Source organism: Hydrogenophaga sp. UC242_53 (assembly GCF_042696965.1).
GTDB lineage: Bacteria > Pseudomonadota > Gammaproteobacteria > Burkholderiales > Burkholderiaceae_C > Hydrogenophaga.
Genome location: NZ_CP170552.1, coordinates 1,408,376 through 1,422,463, shown reverse-complemented (window position 1 = coordinate 1,422,463; position 14,088 = coordinate 1,408,376). Strand labels below are relative to the sequence as shown.

The 14,088-nt window shown below is 67.8% G+C and carries 14 protein-coding genes and 1 pseudogene; 8 read left to right on the top strand and 7 right to left on the bottom strand.

The window, feature by feature from the left end:
• Positions 1-19: 19 nt before the first annotated feature.
• The 4 genes and pseudogenes from ACFJI0_RS07320 to ACFJI0_RS07305 all read left to right on the top strand — a co-directional run bounded on the left by ACFJI0_RS07320 (position 20) and on the right by ACFJI0_RS07305 (position 3,292).
• Positions 20-1,070: pseudogene (locus ACFJI0_RS07320) on the top strand (Gfo/Idh/MocA family protein).
• Positions 1,071-1,111: 41 nt separating this feature from the next.
• Positions 1,112-1,558: a type II 3-dehydroquinate dehydratase gene (aroQ, locus tag ACFJI0_RS07315; RefSeq protein WP_382159016.1), complete on the top strand. Its 447-nt coding sequence runs from the start codon at positions 1,112-1,114 to the stop codon at positions 1,556-1,558.
• An 18-nt stretch (positions 1,559-1,576) separates the two neighbouring features.
• Positions 1,577-2,410 (top strand): shikimate dehydrogenase family protein, encoded by an 834-nt coding sequence (locus ACFJI0_RS07310; protein ID WP_382159018.1) that lies wholly within the window; start codon positions 1,577-1,579, stop codon positions 2,408-2,410.
• A gap of 6 nt (positions 2,411-2,416) precedes the next feature.
• Complete coding sequence (locus ACFJI0_RS07305; RefSeq protein WP_382323973.1) at positions 2,417-3,292, top strand: DMT family transporter; 876 nt, start codon at positions 2,417-2,419, stop codon at positions 3,290-3,292.
• On the opposite strand, the gene ACFJI0_RS07300 is transcribed toward ACFJI0_RS07305, so the two are convergent.
• The 4 genes from ACFJI0_RS07300 to aroC form a co-directional block, all read right to left on the bottom strand.
• On the bottom strand, positions 3,293-4,204 hold the full coding sequence (locus ACFJI0_RS07300; protein ID WP_382323971.1) for a sugar phosphate isomerase/epimerase family protein: 912 nt from the start codon (positions 4,202-4,204) through the stop codon (positions 3,293-3,295).
• Between the two features lie 4 nt (positions 4,205-4,208).
• Positions 4,209-5,123, bottom strand: a complete 915-nt coding sequence (locus tag ACFJI0_RS07295; RefSeq protein WP_382323969.1) for a 4-hydroxyphenylpyruvate dioxygenase — start codon at positions 5,121-5,123, stop codon at positions 4,209-4,211.
• 159 nt (positions 5,124-5,282) lie between these two features.
• Positions 5,283-6,461 carry an MFS transporter gene (locus ACFJI0_RS07290; protein ID WP_382323967.1) on the bottom strand — a complete coding sequence of 393 codons (1,179 nt, stop codon included), beginning with the start codon at positions 6,459-6,461 and terminating at the stop codon, positions 5,283-5,285.
• A 22-nt stretch (positions 6,462-6,483) separates the two neighbouring features.
• The gene (gene aroC, locus ACFJI0_RS07285) at positions 6,484-7,584 is read right to left on the bottom strand and encodes a chorismate synthase (RefSeq protein WP_382323965.1); all 1,101 of its coding nucleotides are present in this window, start codon (positions 7,582-7,584) and stop codon (positions 6,484-6,486) included.
• A gap of 144 nt (positions 7,585-7,728) precedes the next feature.
• Between aroC and ACFJI0_RS07280 the strand changes: the two genes are divergently transcribed.
• Positions 7,729-8,151, top strand: a complete 423-nt coding sequence (locus ACFJI0_RS07280) for a cupin domain-containing protein (RefSeq protein WP_382323963.1) — start codon at positions 7,729-7,731, stop codon at positions 8,149-8,151.
• Between the two features lie 288 nt (positions 8,152-8,439).
• On the opposite strand, the gene ACFJI0_RS07275 is transcribed toward ACFJI0_RS07280, so the two are convergent.
• Complete coding sequence (locus ACFJI0_RS07275) at positions 8,440-9,096, bottom strand: glutathione S-transferase (protein WP_382323961.1); 657 nt, start codon at positions 9,094-9,096, stop codon at positions 8,440-8,442.
• A gap of 137 nt (positions 9,097-9,233) precedes the next feature.
• On the opposite strand from ACFJI0_RS07275, the gene ACFJI0_RS07270 reads away from it, so the two are divergent.
• On the top strand, positions 9,234-10,445 hold the full coding sequence (locus tag ACFJI0_RS07270; RefSeq protein WP_382323959.1) for a polyhydroxyalkanoate depolymerase: 1,212 nt from the start codon (positions 9,234-9,236) through the stop codon (positions 10,443-10,445).
• A 68-nt stretch (positions 10,446-10,513) separates the two neighbouring features.
• Here ACFJI0_RS07270 and ACFJI0_RS07265 read toward each other — a convergent pair whose 3' ends face one another.
• Complete coding sequence (locus ACFJI0_RS07265) at positions 10,514-10,981, bottom strand: CBS domain-containing protein (RefSeq protein ID WP_291114768.1); 468 nt, start codon at positions 10,979-10,981, stop codon at positions 10,514-10,516.
• A gap of 127 nt (positions 10,982-11,108) precedes the next feature.
• Between ACFJI0_RS07265 and ACFJI0_RS07260 the strand changes: the two genes are divergently transcribed.
• Together ACFJI0_RS07260 and ACFJI0_RS07255 are read left to right on the top strand one after the other, a co-directional pair.
• A complete protein-coding gene (locus ACFJI0_RS07260) occupies positions 11,109-12,419 on the top strand; it encodes an O-acetylhomoserine aminocarboxypropyltransferase (protein ID WP_382323957.1) in 1,311 nt (436 codons plus the stop codon).
• Between the two features lie 2 nt (positions 12,420-12,421).
• Positions 12,422-13,240 (top strand): alpha/beta fold hydrolase, encoded by an 819-nt coding sequence (locus tag ACFJI0_RS07255; protein ID WP_382323955.1) that lies wholly within the window; start codon positions 12,422-12,424, stop codon positions 13,238-13,240.
• Here the strand turns inward: ACFJI0_RS07255 and ACFJI0_RS07250 are convergent.
• The gene (locus ACFJI0_RS07250) at positions 13,237-14,079 is read right to left on the bottom strand and encodes an alpha/beta fold hydrolase (protein ID WP_382323953.1); all 843 of its coding nucleotides are present in this window, start codon (positions 14,077-14,079) and stop codon (positions 13,237-13,239) included. The two genes, ACFJI0_RS07255 and ACFJI0_RS07250, sit on opposite strands and share 4 nt — an antisense overlap.
• Positions 14,080-14,088: the final 9 nt, after the last annotated feature.

The window sequence follows — 14,088 nt, the reverse complement described above, 5'->3', positions numbered from 1 at the left end:
CAACGCACGCCGCTCCGTCATGAGCAAGACCCGCATCGCCGTGGCCGGCGCCGGCTACATCGGCCAGGCCCACATGGGCGTGGCGCGGGCCAGCGCGGGCTGCACCCTGAGCGCGGTGGTCGATCCTTCGCCGGCCGCGCAGGCCGTGGCGCGGCAAGCGGGCGTGCCGCTCTACCCGTCCATCGAGGCCTTGCTGGCCAGCGAGCACCGGCCCGACGGCCTGGTGCTGCGCGGCGCCCAACGCGCTGCACGTGCCCCAGGCCTTGCAATGCTTGGCCGAAGGTATGCCGGTGCTGGTGGAAAAACCCATCGCCACCACGGTCGCCGAAGGCCGGCGGCTGGTGGACGCGGTGGAGAACAGCGGCGCGGCCGTGTTGATCGGCCACCACCGGGCCCACAGCCCCATCATGGCCAAGGCGCGCCAGGTGGTGGCCTCGGGCCAGCTGGGCCGGCTGGTGAGCGTGATGGGCAGCGCCCTCTTCTACAAACCCGCGGGCTATTTCGCCGACAGCCCCTGGCGCCGCGAGCCCGGCGGCGGGCCGATCCTGCTCAACATGATCCACGAGGTGCACAACCTGCGCATGCTCTGCGGCGACATCGGCGCGGTGCAGGCGTTCAAGTCGCACGCCACGCGCGGCTTCGCGGTGGAGGACACGGTGGCCATCAACCTGCGCTTCACCAACGGCGCGCTCGGCAGCTTCATGCTCTCGGACACCGCCGCCTGCCCGCGCAGCTGGGAGCAGACCTCGCAGGAGAACAAGGCCTACCCGAGCTACGCCGACGAGGACTGCTACGTGATCGCCGGCACCGACGGCAGCCTCTCGGTGCCCACCATGCGGCTCAAGACCTACCCGCGCGCCGAAGACCGCTCGTGGTGGAAGCCTTTCGAGGTGGGTACAGTGGGCCTGGTGCGCGACGATCCGCTGCAACACCAGATGGACCATTTCGGTGCCGTGGTGCGCGGCGAAATTCTTCCGCTGGTGAGCGCGCGCGACGGCCTGGACAATCTGCGCGTCACCGAAGCCATCGGCGAAGCGGCCACCACCGGCCGCGTCGTCGAACTGGCCTGACCCCTTTTCTTTTTTCAACCATCCCATCTTCTGGAGCGACGATGAAAGTTCTCATGCTGCACGGCATCAACCTCAACATGTTCGGCAAGCGCGACCCCAAGCAGTACGGCACCATCACGCTCGACCAGATCAACGAGCAGGTGAGCGAGCTGGGCAAAGAACTGGGCGTGGAGGTGGAAGCCTTCCAGACCAACTTCGAGGGCGCGATGTGCGAGCGCATCCACCAGGCCTACTTCGACCAGGTGGACGCGGTGATGATCAACGCCGGTGCGTGGACGCACTACAGCTACGGCATCCGCGACGCGCTGGCCATCCTGCCCTGCCCGATCATCGAAGTGCACATGTCCAACATCCACGCGCGCGAGACGTTCCGCCACCACTCGGTGCTGGCCGAGATCGCGCAAGGCCAGATCGCCGGTTTCGGCGTGGAAAGCTACCTGATGGGCCTGCGCTCCGCCGTGAACCACGCGCGCGCCAAGAAGGCCTGACGGACCCCCGCGACGACCATGATCAACGGCACCACCGGGCTGATCGCCCACATCGGCTACCCGACGCACACCTTCAAGTCGCCGATGATCTACAACCCCTACTTCGAGCACGTGGGGGTGAACGCGGTGGTGGTGCCCATGGGCTGCCAGACGCCCGATTACCCGGCCTTCCTGAAGTCGGTCTTCACGCTCACCAACATCCGGGGCGCGCTCATCACCATGCCGCACAAGGTGGTCACGGTGGGCCTGATGGACGAGGTCACGCCCACGGTGAAGGTGGCCGGTGCGTGCAACGCCGTCAAACGCACCGAGGACGGCCGCCTGGTGGGCGACATGTTCGACGGCGCGGGCTTCGTGCGCGGCGTGCAGCGCAAGGGCCTGAACCTGCAGGGCGCGCGCGTGCTGGTGGTGGGCAGCGGCGGCGTGGGCAGCGCCATCGCGGCCTCGCTGGCCGGCGCAGGCATCGGCGCGATCGCGCTGCACGACGTGAACGCCACCTCGGCCAGCGCCCTGGGCCTGCGCCTGAAGGCCAGCTACCCGGGCATCGAGGTGAGCACCGGCAGCAACGACCCGGCGGGCATGGACCTGGTGGTCAACGCCACGCCCATGGGCATGAACGAGGGCGACCCGCTGCCGATGGACGTGTCGCGCCTGGAGGCGCGCACCTTCGTGGGCGAGGTGGTGATGCGCACCGAGATGACGGCCTTCCTCTCGGCCGCGCGGGCGCGCGGCTGCCCGGTGCAGGTGGGCTCGGACATGCTGTTCGAGCAGATCCCGGCCTACCTGGAATTCTTCGGCCTGCCCACCACCACGGCCGAGGTGTTGCGCTCCGTGGCCCGGCTGAGCTACTGAGCCGGCGTGACGAACCCCGACACCCACTCCCCGAAACGCACCGCGCTGGGCATCGCGCTGCTGGTCTGCGCCACGCTGTGCTTCGCGCTGCTGGACACCACCTCCCAGTACGTGGGCCCCGCCGTGCCGGTGGTGATGGCGGTCTGGCTGCGTTACCTCACCCAGACCCTGATGACCACCGCCCTGCTCTGGCCGCAGCGCGGGCGCACGCTGCTGCACACCCGCGCGCCGGGCTGGCAGTTCGGCCGCGGCGTGCTGATGCTGGGCTCCAGCGTGGTGGCCTACCTGGCCCTGCGCCACGTGCCGGTGGGCGAGTTCACCGCCATCATGATGCTGGTGCCGCTGGCGGTCACGCTGCTGGCCGCGCTGATGCTGCGCGAACCGGTGTCCGCGCTCACCTGGGCGCTGGTGATCGGGGGCCTGGCCGGCGCGATGATCGTGATCCGCCCCAAGGGCAGCGATTTTCACGGCGCCATGCTGCTGCCCCTGCTGCTGGTGCTCGTGAACGCGGCCTACCAGATCCTCACCAGCCGCATGGTGCGCACCGAAGACCCGGGCACCATGCACTTCTACACCGGCCTGCTCGGCCTGGCCTGCTGCTCGCTGCTGCTGCCCTGGGGCTGGGCGCCGATGGCCGACTGGACGCTGTGGGCGCTTGCCGGCCTGCTCGGAGTGTTCGGCTCGGTGGGCCACTACCTGCTCATCCAGGCCTACCACCACGCACCGGCCTCGCGCCTCACGCCCTACCTGTACGCGCAGATCGCCTTCGCCACGCTGGCGGGCTGGGTGGTGTTCGGCTACGCGCCCGATGTCTGGACCGTGGTCGGCATCGCGCTCATCGCGCTGTGCGGCTGGCTCGGCGTGCGCCTGCGGCGAGGCTGATCACGCCTGCAGGGTCTTCAGGCGCATCTGGTTGGGCAACGGCATCGAGCGGCGCATCACGTCCTCGGCCAGCCACAGCGCCGAGCGGCGCGCGCGCTCGGCCACCACCGGCAGCGGCATCTGCTGGTAGTCGTCGTTGAACACCTCGAAGCTGTAGTCGCCTTCGTAGCCCAGCTTGTCGAGCTTGAGCACGAGTTCGGCCAGCTGCTCGCTGTGCACGCCTTCGCCGGGGAACACACGGAAGGTGCGCGCGGTGGCCATGCGCTCCTCGAAGGTCTTGGTCTCCTGCCACATGAAGTCGGCCAGCTGCACCAGGAAGATCTTGGCCGGGTCGAGGTAGTCGATCTCTTCCAGCGAGGTCTTGGCCGCGAAGATGTGGAACGAGTCGATGCCCAGGCCGAGGTTGGGGCAGTCGGCGCGGCAGACCACGTCCCACGCGGTGGTGAACTCGTTGACCGTGCGGCCCCAGGACAGGCCTTCGTAGGCGATGCGGATGCCGAAGGGAATCGCCAGCATGGCGAGCTTGCGCAGGTCGCGCGCGATGTGGTCGAGGTCCTGCGAGGCGTGCGCCGAGGTGGACGAGCAGGCCAGCAGCACCTTGCAGCCCAGCGCGGCGCACATCTCGAGCATGCTCTTGGCGATGTCCACCTTGTAGTGGTGCAGGTGGCCCGAGAGGCCTTCGAAGTCGCGCAGCACCTGGAAGCCGGTGCCGCGCAGGCCGCTGTCCTTCACGGCCTGCACGGCCGCGCCCAGGCCGCCGGGGTGGCCGACCAGGTCGTTGGCTTTGAGCATCACCTGCGAGAAGCCAGCGGCCTTCATGGCCGCCAGCTTGGCTTCGAGCGGACCGGCCAGCGTGATGGTGTCCATGCCGAAGCCGCTGATGGCCTCGATGGAAGCGCGGTTCGGGCTCATGGCCTCACTCCTTCTCACTGTGCACCAGCTCGAACACGACCGAGCCCAGGTAGGTCTTGCTGATGGCGCCGCGCTGCTCGGTGTGCGCGGCCTGGGTCTCGACGAACTCCACGCCGAGCGCGCGCAGCGCCTTCACGGCTTCGAGCACGTCGGGCACGCCCAGGCCGATGCGCTGCAGGCGCTCGTCGGCGTCCACCACGTGCAGCTCGGGCTCGATGAGCTGCAGCATGAAGCGCTGCGACGGGTCGAGCGCCGGGGTGCGCAGCAGCGTGCCCTTGGGCATGATGCCGAAGCGCTGTTCGTCGGGGATCAGCTCGGTGCCGAAGAGCTCTTCGTAGAACGCGATCCAGTCGTTGCTGCGCTCGGGGCCGATGTACTGCACGACGCCGAAGAAATGGATGCCGGCGGTGGCCGGCGGGTGCTGGTCCACCGAGGGAATGGGCACGAAGTCCACGTCGTAGATCGAGAAGTCCTTGTAGCGGTCCACGAAGTAGATGCGGCTGCCGCCCGCGCCGTGGATGGCCGGGATGTTGAGCTCCATCACCTCGGCGTGCGTGGGCACCGACCAGGCGCCGCGCTCGAGCACGTAGTGGTAGGCCGCGCGCGCGTCGCGCACGCGCAGCGCCATGGCCGAGATCGAAGGCACGTCGCTGCCGTGGCCGGCGCCCTTGGCGTCCACCGGGTTGGCGTTGACCACCACATTGAGCCCGCCCTGGCGGTACAGCAGCACCTCGCGCGAACGGTGGCGCGCCACCGGGCGGAAACCCATCATCTCCAGCACCTGGCCCAGCGCCTGCGGCTTGCTGGTGGCGTACTCGATGAACTCGATGCCGTCCAGGCCCAGCGGGTTGGCCGCGTCGCTGAAAGAGGCTTGCAGGGGCTCGCGGCCTTCCTGTGGGTTGAGCAGGAAATCACTCATGTCGACAACTCCGGGGATCAAGAAAACGGAACAGGCCAGCGGCCAGGGCCACCCCGCACTTTAGGTGTCAACCTCCGGCATGACCAGGGTTTGCGCGCACTGTATGTTCGATATTCGCACGCTTTCGTTCGATAAACGATCCATGCGAGGGTTTCTGGTTCACCCCGGCGACACCGCCGCGTTCAGCGCCCGGGCCCGCAGCGCGCAGCCCGTGCGCACCAGCGCCAGCAGGGCCGACAGCCAGAACACGCTGGCCAGCCCGAAGGCCGAGCTGAGCAGGCCGCCGCTGATGCCCCCCACCACGCCGGGCAGGCCATAGCCCACCACGGTGTAGAGCGCCTGGCCGCGCCCGCGCAGGCGGCCGGGGAAATGGTGGGACAGCATGGCGATGCACACCGTGTGGTGCGCGGCGAAGGTGATGGCGTGCAGGGCCTGCGCCAGCAGCAGCACCGGCCACACCAGCGCGAAGCCGGCGGTCAGGCCCATGCGCAGCGACATGAGCGCGGCCGCCAGCACCAGCCAGCCCGAGAGCGACAACAGCGGCAGCCAGCGGCCCTGGGTGAAGAACCAACCGATCTCGATCACCACCGACAGCGCCCACATCAGGCCGATCACGGTCTTGCTGTAGCCCAGCGAATCCAGGTAGAGCGAGAAGAAGACGTAGATGAAGATGTGCGCGAGCACGTGGAAGAACACCGCCGCGAAGAACCAGCGCACCGGCGGCTGGCGCAGCACCGGCCACACGCCGGGCTGGGGCGCCTGCGTGGCGTGGGCGGGTTCGCGGAAGTCGGGCAGCAGCCAGGCGCTGGCGGCCACGGCGGCGAGCGTGCCCAGCGTCCAGGCCGGAAAGTGCACCAGGCCGAAGCGCTCGAACCAAAGGCCCGCGGCCACCACCGTGACCAGGAAGCCCAGCGAGCCCCACAGGCGCACGCGGCCGTAGCGCTTCGCGTCGAAGGCGCCGCTCTGGCTCACCAGGTGGGCGAGCGCGGCCTCGCTCATGGGCATCATGCCGCTGGTGTGGCTGAACATGAGCAGCAGCACCACGAACAGCACCACGCCGCCGCCGTCGAACCACAGGCCCAGCGAGAGCAGCAGCGCGGTGGTGGCGCCAAAGCGCAGCAGGCGCACGCGCTCACCGGTGCGGTCGCTCAGCGAACCCCAGAGGTAGGGCGCGAACAGGCGCGTGGCCGACTGCACCGAGGTGAGCACGCTGATGGCGATCAGGCCGAAGCCCAGCTCTTTCAGCCAGAGCGGCAGATACGGATTGAAAAACCCGATGTGCGCGAAGTAGCTCGCGGACAAAGCCGCGAAAGGGAAGAGTTGACGGCGCTCGACCACGGCAGGCCAGGCGGCCGTGGGTTCAGCCGCGCGCCTGGGCGGCGATGTCGGGCGTGGGCAATTGCACGTCGCCGCATTGCGCGCGATGCAGCAGCGCGTGGTCCATCACCACCAGGGCCAGCAAGGCCTCGGCGATGGGGGTGGCGCGGATGCCCACGCAGGGGTCGTGGCGGCCCTTGGTGATGATTTCGGTGGGCTGACCGGCCGTGTCGATGGTCTCGCGCGGGATCAGGATGGAGCTGGTGGGCTTGATCGCGATCTGCACTTCCAGGTCTTGCCCGGTGCTGATGCCGCCGAGCACGCCGCCGGCGTTGTTGCCTTTGAAGCCTTCGGGGGTGAGGCTGTCGCCGTGCGTGCTGCCCCGGTGCGCCACGCTGGCGAAGCCGGCGCCGATCTCCACGCCCTTGACGGCGTTGAGGCCGAGCATGGCGTAGGCGATGTCGGCGTCGAGCCGGTCGTACAGCGGCTGGCCCAGGCCGACCGGCATGCCCTGCGCGGTGACGCGCAGGCGCGCGCCGCAGGAGTCGCCGCTCTTGCGCAGTTCGTTCATGTAGGCCTCGATGGCCGACACATCGGCCACCGGGGCGAAGAAGGGGTTGTGGGGCACATGGTCCCAGCTCTCGAAGGGAATCGCCAGTTCGCCGACCTGCGTCATGTGGCCGCGGAAGGTGGTGCCGTAGCGTTCCTTGAGCCACTTTTTGGCGACCGCGCCGGCGGCCACGGTGGGCGCGGTGAGGCGGGCCGAGCTGCGGCCGCCGCCGCGCGGATCGCGGATGCCGTATTTCTGCCAGTAGGTGTAGTCGGCGTGGCCGGGGCGGAAGGTCTGCAGGATGTTGCCGTAGTCCTTGCTGCGCTGGTCGGTGTTGCGGATCAGCAGGGCGATGGGGGTGCCGGTGGTCTTGCCCTCGTACACGCCGCTGAGGATTTCGACGGTGTCGGGCTCGTTGCGCTGGGTGACGAATTTGCTGGTGCCGGGGCGGCGGCGGTCGAGCTCGGCCTGGATGTCGGCCTCGCTGAGTGCCATGCCCGGCGGGCAGCCGTCGATCACGCAGCCAATGGCCGGGCCGTGGGATTCACCGAAGTTGGTGACGCAAAACAGGGTGCCGAAGGTGTTGCCGCTCATAGAGGGGTGATTATCCCTGAGGCACGCTGGTGCGTCGGTGGGCCAGTCTGGTGCATGCGATCGGGCCTGGGGGACGGGAACATTTTGTGCTTTGTGCTGCGCCGCAGCAGCTGGTTGCTGTCCATCCCCAGAAAGGAGCGTCCCATGCTTGATCGAACCTCCACTTTGTTTTCTCACGTGAAGGGCGGCGAAGGCGACTATGTGAGTGGTGGCCTGCGCGATTTTTTCCTGTACCGCGACCTGGGGATCGCCCAGGCGACGCACGGCAAGGTGATTGCGCATCTGGTGAAGGCGAATCTGCCGCCGGAGGAAGGCACGGGCTGGCACCGGCACGAGGCGGATTTCCAGATCGTGATCATGCTCAAGGGTTGGGCGCGGTTCATGTACGAGGATCAGGAGACGCTGGTGGAGGCCGGTGATTGTGTGCATCAGCGCCCTGGGATCCGCCATTTCCTGTTCGACTATTCGCCCGATATGGAGTACCTGGAGATTGTTTCTCCTGCGGATTTCAAGTCGATCGATGTGGATCCGGTTTGTGAGATTCCCAAGCCGACACCTTGGGGTTGATTTCGCGCCTCCTTGGTCTTGGGGCCCCAGGGGCGGGTGATGGGCTCCGCGAATGTCCTCCGGCGGCTGGTGCCGCCTCCCCCTTTACTTCGCTGCGCCCATCACCCACCCCTGGAGCCTTGCCACCGTGAAGGCACTCCAACGGACGTGCGCCACCGCTTCTTCGGCTCGGACACCCGGGCGCTCTGCGCAGCGGGGTAAAGGAGGAGAACCGGCGAAGCCGGTTCGGGGGACACCCGCGGAGCAGAGCGCCCGGGTGTCCGAGCCCGCGAGGTACAGGAAAGAAACTTAAAACTCGGCATCCAACTCGTCGATGTCGTCGGGTTCGGCCTCCGCAGCCGCCACCCATTCCTTCATGGCCGGCAAGTCCATGATGGTGTCGCAATACGCCACACACGCAGGGCTGATCGCCACCTCGTAGGTGATGAAACGCGTCACCACCGGCGCGAACATCGCATCCGCCATGCAGGGCTTGCCGCCGAACAGATAAGGCCCCCCATACGTCTCCAGACACTCGCTCCAGATCGCCTCGATGCGATCGATGTCCGTCTGCGCGCGCGACCACAGCTTGAAATTCGGAAACGAGGCCTTGATGTTCATCGGCAGCGACGACCGCATCGCCGAAAACCCCGAATGCATCTCGCCACAGATCGCCCGGCAATGCGCCCGCGCCGCCCGGTCCGCCGGCAACAGACCCGCCTTCGGCTTCACCTCGTTCAGGTACTCGCCAATCGCCAGCGTGTCCCACACATGAATGCCATCGTGCTCCAGCGCCGGCACCCGCATCGAGGCCGACAGCAACAACATCTCGGCCTTCATCGCCGGATCGTCCGGCGAAATCACGTTCTCCGTGAACTCCAGCTTCGCCATGCGCGCCATCAGCCAGCCCCGCAAGGCCCAGGCACCGTAGTTCTTGCTGCTGATCGTGAGTACCGCTTTGGCCATGAACATGCTCCTTCAGAGGGCATCCACCGAGCAAGGCCTGTGCCATCGCTGTGCACCCACCACGCACCGCGCCGGTGCAACACCCCGCTGGCCCGCAACTTGCCTGCAATGCGACACGTTGTCCCAGGAAAGAAACCATGCTGTATCAGGCCTACCAACTCCAGTCCGACCTGATCTCGCCCCTGCGCCTGACCGCGCAGCACCTGAGCGCCGCGCTCTGGCTGCGCGAAACCGAGGGCAGCGTCATGCGCAAGCTGGCCGCCGCCTGCGACGTGATCTCGCGCCTGCGCCTGACCCACACACGCCCGCCCTACCAGATCCACAGCGTGACGGTGGGTGAACGCGAATTCCCCGTCACCGAGGAAACCGTGCTCACCCTGCCCTTCGGCACCCTGCTGCGCTTTCGCAAGGAAGGCGCCGAGCCCCAGCCCAAGGTGCTGCTCGTGGCCCCGCTCTCCGGCCACTTCGCCACCCTGCTGCGCGAGACCGCGCGCACCCTGCTGCAGGACCACGACGTCTACATCACCGACTGGCACAACGCGCGCGACGTCTCCCTGCGCCACGGCGCCTTCTCGCTGGACGACTACATCAGCTACATGATCCGCTTCACCGAGGCCGTGGGCCCGGGCAGCCACATGGTGGCGGTGTGCCAGCCCTGCGTGGCCGCGCTCGCCGCCACGGCCGTCATGGCCGAGGACGACAACCCCGCCCAGCCGCGCAGCCTCACGCTGATGGCCGGCCCGGTGGATTGCCGCGTCAACCCCACCGAGGTGAACAAGCTCGCCACCAGCAAGCCCATCGAGTGGTTCGAGAAAAACCTGATCAGCCACGTGCCGTTCCCGCACGCCGGCATGATGCGCCGCGTCTACCCCGGCTTCGTGCAGCTCACCGCCTTCATGAGCATGAACCCGGACCGCCACAAGCAGTCCTTCCGCCACATCTACGACCACCTGACGGCCGGCCGCACCGAAGAGGCCGGCGTGATCCAGGCGTTTTACGAGGAGTACCTCGCGGTCAACGACCTGCCGGCCGAGTTCTACCTGGAGACGGTGGAGAAGGTGTTCCAGACCTACGACCTGCCGCGCGGCGTGCTGACCTGGAACGGCCGCACCGTGAACCCGGCGGCCATCCGCCGCACCGCGCTGATGACGGTGGAAGGCGAACGCGACGACATCTGCTCGGTGGGCCAGACGGTGGCCGCGCAGGACCTGTGCCGCAGCGTGCGCCCCTACATGAAGACCCACCACGTGCAGACCGGCGTGGGCCACTACGGCGTGTTCAGCGGGCGGCGCTGGAACCAGCAGATCTATCCCCGCGTGCGCGACATGATCCACGCCAGCTCGGACTGAACGTTCGTTCGCACCATGAAAAACGCCCCGGCATGCGGGGCGTTTTCATTTGAAGCTCGCTCGGCGCTTCAGGGGAAGTTCGGCTCGTTCTTGCTCGACTCTTCCTCGGGCCAGTCGCGGATGTAGGCCTTGAGCATCTTGTTCTCGAAGTTCTGGCTGTCGACCACGGCCTTGGCCACGTCGTAGAAGCTGATCACACCCATGAGCATCTTGTTGTCCATCACCGGCATGTAGCGCGTGTGGCGCTCCAGCATCATGGGCCGCACCTGCTCCAGTTCGGTCTGGGGCGTGCAGGTCATGGGGTGGTCGTCCATCACGGTGCGCACGGTGCGCCCGCCCAGCGAGCCGCCGTTCTTGGCCAAGGTGTGGATGACTTCGCGGAAGGTCAACATGCCGACCAGGTCGCCGTGCTCGATCACGGCCAGCGAACCGATGTCGAACTGCGACATGGTTTCGATCGCGCGTTCCAGCGTCTCCTGAGGCTGGACGGTGTACAGCGTGCCTCCCTTGACGCGCAGGATATCGCTGACTTTCATGGCTGTGCTCCTCAATTCTGGTGTGTCCCCCATGGGGCTGGGGTGCTGACAATATAGCCCACAATACAAATCAAAACCACTGCGCGCGCCTCGCCCGCCGCAACGACAGGCAACCACTGGAGACCATATGTCCGGCTACGCTGACCCCGGCTTCGACACGCTCGCGCTGCACGCGGGCGCCGCCCCCGACCCCACCACCGGCGCGCGCGCCGTGCCCATCCACCTCACGACCTCGTTCGTCTTCGAGTCCAGCGACCACGCCGCCGCGCTGTTCAACCTGGAGCGCGCGGGCCATGTGTACAGCCGCATCAGCAACCCGACCAACGCCGTCTTCGAGCAGCGCATGGCCGCGCTGGAGGGAGGCATCGGCGCCATCGCCACCGCCAGCGGCCAGGCCGCGCTGCACCTGGCCGTGCGCACGCTGATGGGCGCGGGCTCGCACATCGCGGCCAGCACCGCCCTGTACGGCGGCAGCCAGAACCTGCTGCACTACACGATGCGCCGCTTCGGCATCGAGACCACCTTCGTGAAACCGGGCGACATCGACGGCTGGCGCGCCGCCGTGCGGCCCAACACCAAGCTCTTCTTCGGCGAGACCGTGGGCAACCCGGGCCTGGACGTGCTGGACATCCCCACCGTCTCGCAGATCGCGCACGAGGCCGGCGCGCCCTTGCTGGTGGACTCGACCCTTACAACGCCTTACCTCGTCAGACCCTTCGAGCTGGGCGCCGACATCGTCTACCACTCGGCCACCAAATTCCTCAGCGGCCACGGCACGGTGATCGGGGGCGTGGTGGTCGACGCGGGCAGTTTCGACTGGGAGAAGTCGGGCAAATTCCCCGAGCTCACCGAGGCCTACGAAGGCTTTCACAACATGGTGTTCAGCGAAGAAAGCACGGTCGGTGCCTTCCTGCTGCGCGCGCGGCGCGAGGGCCTGCGCGACTTCGGCGCCTGCATGAGCCCGCACAGCGCCTGGCTGATCCTGCAGGGCATCGAGACGCTGTCGCTGCGCATGGACCGCCACATGGGCAACACCGAGAAGGTGGTGCAATTCCTCGCCAGCCACCCGCTGGTGGGCCGCGTGGGCCACCCGCTGCTCGAGAGCCACCCCAGCCACGCGCTGGCCGAGAAGCTGCTGCGCTTCGGTGCCAAGGGTGCGGGCTCGGTGTTCAGCTTCGACATCAAGGGCAGCCGCGCGCAGGGCAAGGCCTTCATCGAAGCGCTCAAAATCTTCAGCCACCTGGCCAACGTGGGCGACTGCCGCTCGCTGGTGATCCACCCGGCGAGCACCACGCATTTCCGCATGAGCGACGAAGCGCTGGCGGCCGGTGGCATCGGCCCGGGCACGATCCGCCTGTCCATCGGCCTGGAAGACCCGGACGATCTCATTGACGATTTGAAGCGCGCGCTCAAGGCCGCAGAAAAGGCGGGGGCCTGACCATGTACCTGCAAGTCAACGGCGCCAGCACCTACTGCTACACCGGCGGCAAGCCTTTCGATGCCGCCAAGCCCACCGTGGTGTTCCTCCACGGCGTGATCAACGACCACAGCGTCTGGATCCTGCAGAGCCGCTACCTGGCCCACCACGGCTGGAACGTGCTCGCGGTGGACCTGCCCGGCCACTGCAAGAGCGAGGGCGAGGCCCCCGCCTCGGTGGAAGACGCGGCTGGCTTCGTGGCCGCCCTGCTCGACGCCGCCGGCGTGCAGAAGGCCGCGCTGGTGGGCCACAGCTGGGGCTCGCTGATCGCGCTCGAATCGGCCGCGCGCCTGAAGGAGCGCGTGAGCCACCTGGTGCTGGTGGGCACGGCCTACCCCATGAAGGTTTCGCCCGCGCTGATCGAAGCCTCGCTCAACGAGCCGGAGAAGGCGCTCACGATGGTGAACGTGTTCAGCCGCAGCACCCTGGCCGCGCCGCCCTCGGCGCTCGGCCCGGGCACCTGGGTCTACGGCTCCAGCATGGCGCTGGGTCGGCGCGTGCTGCGCAGCAACCCTCAGGTCAACGTGTTCCACCGTGGCTTCGTGGCCTGCGACCGCTATGCCCGCGGCGAAGCGGCCATCGCGCAGATCAGTTGCCCGGTGCTGTTCGTGCTCGGCGGGCTGGACCAGATGACCAACCCCAAGGCCGCGCAGGTGCTGGTGCAGGCCGCGCGCGCGGCCGGCAAGGCGGTGAGCATTGCCACGCTGCCGGTGGGCCACCACCAGATGACCGAGACGCCCGACGCCACGCTGTTCGCGATCCGCGATTTCCTCCGGGTTTAAGAACAGGCGCCCGTTTCGGCCACCGGGTCGGCAGGCGCCCCACCCAGGCACGACCGCAGAAAGCGGCCCACCTGTGCGTTGAACTCCGCAGGGCGTTCGAAGTACGGCGAATGCCCACAGGCGTTCATCTCGATGGCCCGCGCGTTCGGGAAAAGCGCCGCGATCGACCGGGCAAGTTCCGGGGGCACCAAGGGATCGTGCACCCCCGAGACCAGGAGCACGGGGCAGGCGACTTCTGCGAGGCGCTCGCATCCGATCAGGGCATCCGGGTGGTTCAAGGCCTGCAGCCGGCGCTTGAGCTCGGCCGTCATGTCGCCGGACACCAGTGGGTTGAAGGCGTTGATCTGCTGGTACAGGAAGGCCAGGGCCGCCTCCGATGCGCGGAATGCGGGCGCCAATGCGCGTTGCTCGACCTGCCGGCTGTCCGACGTGCCCAGGTAACGTTCGACGCACGCCAGCACCTCGGGCGCATCGATGCCCAGCGGCGAACCGCTCGAGACCAGGGCCCACACGCGATCGGGGTGCGCCAGCGCAAGGCGCAGCCCCACGCCCCCGCTCAACGACTGGCAGACCAGGGCCGCGCGATCGATGCGCTCGGCGTCGAGCACCGCCAGAAGATCCCTGGTGAGCGCGTCCCATGTCAGGGAGTCGGGGCGTGCCAGCGACCGGCCGAAACCGCGGCAGTCCAGGGTCAGGCAGGTGAAACGGCTCGAGAAAAAAGGAATCTGCTGCCACCAGGTCGCGGCATTGGACCCCGCGCCATGGCAGAAGACCAGCGCCGGTCCCTGACCGTGGCGCTCATGGTAGATGCGGCAACCCTGGGCCTGGACGAAGCTCATGGCAACGGA

Coding starts and splice junctions, on each gene's coding strand:
- ACFJI0_RS07255 (WP_382323955.1), top strand. CDS start 12,422: ATGTACCTGCAAGTCAACGGCGCCAGCACCTACTGCTACACCGGCGGC.
- aroC (WP_382323965.1), bottom strand. CDS start 7,584: ATGAGCGGCAACACCTTCGGCACCCTGTTTTGCGTCACCAACTTCGGT.
- ACFJI0_RS07250 (WP_382323953.1), bottom strand. CDS start 14,079: ATGAGCTTCGTCCAGGCCCAGGGTTGCCGCATCTACCATGAGCGCCAC.
- ACFJI0_RS07280 (WP_382323963.1), top strand. CDS start 7,729: ATGCTTGATCGAACCTCCACTTTGTTTTCTCACGTGAAGGGCGGCGAA.
- ACFJI0_RS07265 (WP_291114768.1), bottom strand. CDS start 10,981: ATGAAAGTCAGCGATATCCTGCGCGTCAAGGGAGGCACGCTGTACACC.
- ACFJI0_RS07275 (WP_382323961.1), bottom strand. CDS start 9,096: ATGGCCAAAGCGGTACTCACGATCAGCAGCAAGAACTACGGTGCCTGG.
- ACFJI0_RS07270 (WP_382323959.1), top strand. CDS start 9,234: ATGCTGTATCAGGCCTACCAACTCCAGTCCGACCTGATCTCGCCCCTG.
- ACFJI0_RS07310 (WP_382159018.1), top strand. CDS start 1,577: ATGATCAACGGCACCACCGGGCTGATCGCCCACATCGGCTACCCGACG.
- ACFJI0_RS07295 (WP_382323969.1), bottom strand. CDS start 5,123: ATGAGTGATTTCCTGCTCAACCCACAGGAAGGCCGCGAGCCCCTGCAA.
- ACFJI0_RS07300 (WP_382323971.1), bottom strand. CDS start 4,204: ATGAGCCCGAACCGCGCTTCCATCGAGGCCATCAGCGGCTTCGGCATG.
- aroQ (WP_382159016.1), top strand. CDS start 1,112: ATGAAAGTTCTCATGCTGCACGGCATCAACCTCAACATGTTCGGCAAG.
- ACFJI0_RS07260 (WP_382323957.1), top strand. CDS start 11,109: ATGTCCGGCTACGCTGACCCCGGCTTCGACACGCTCGCGCTGCACGCG.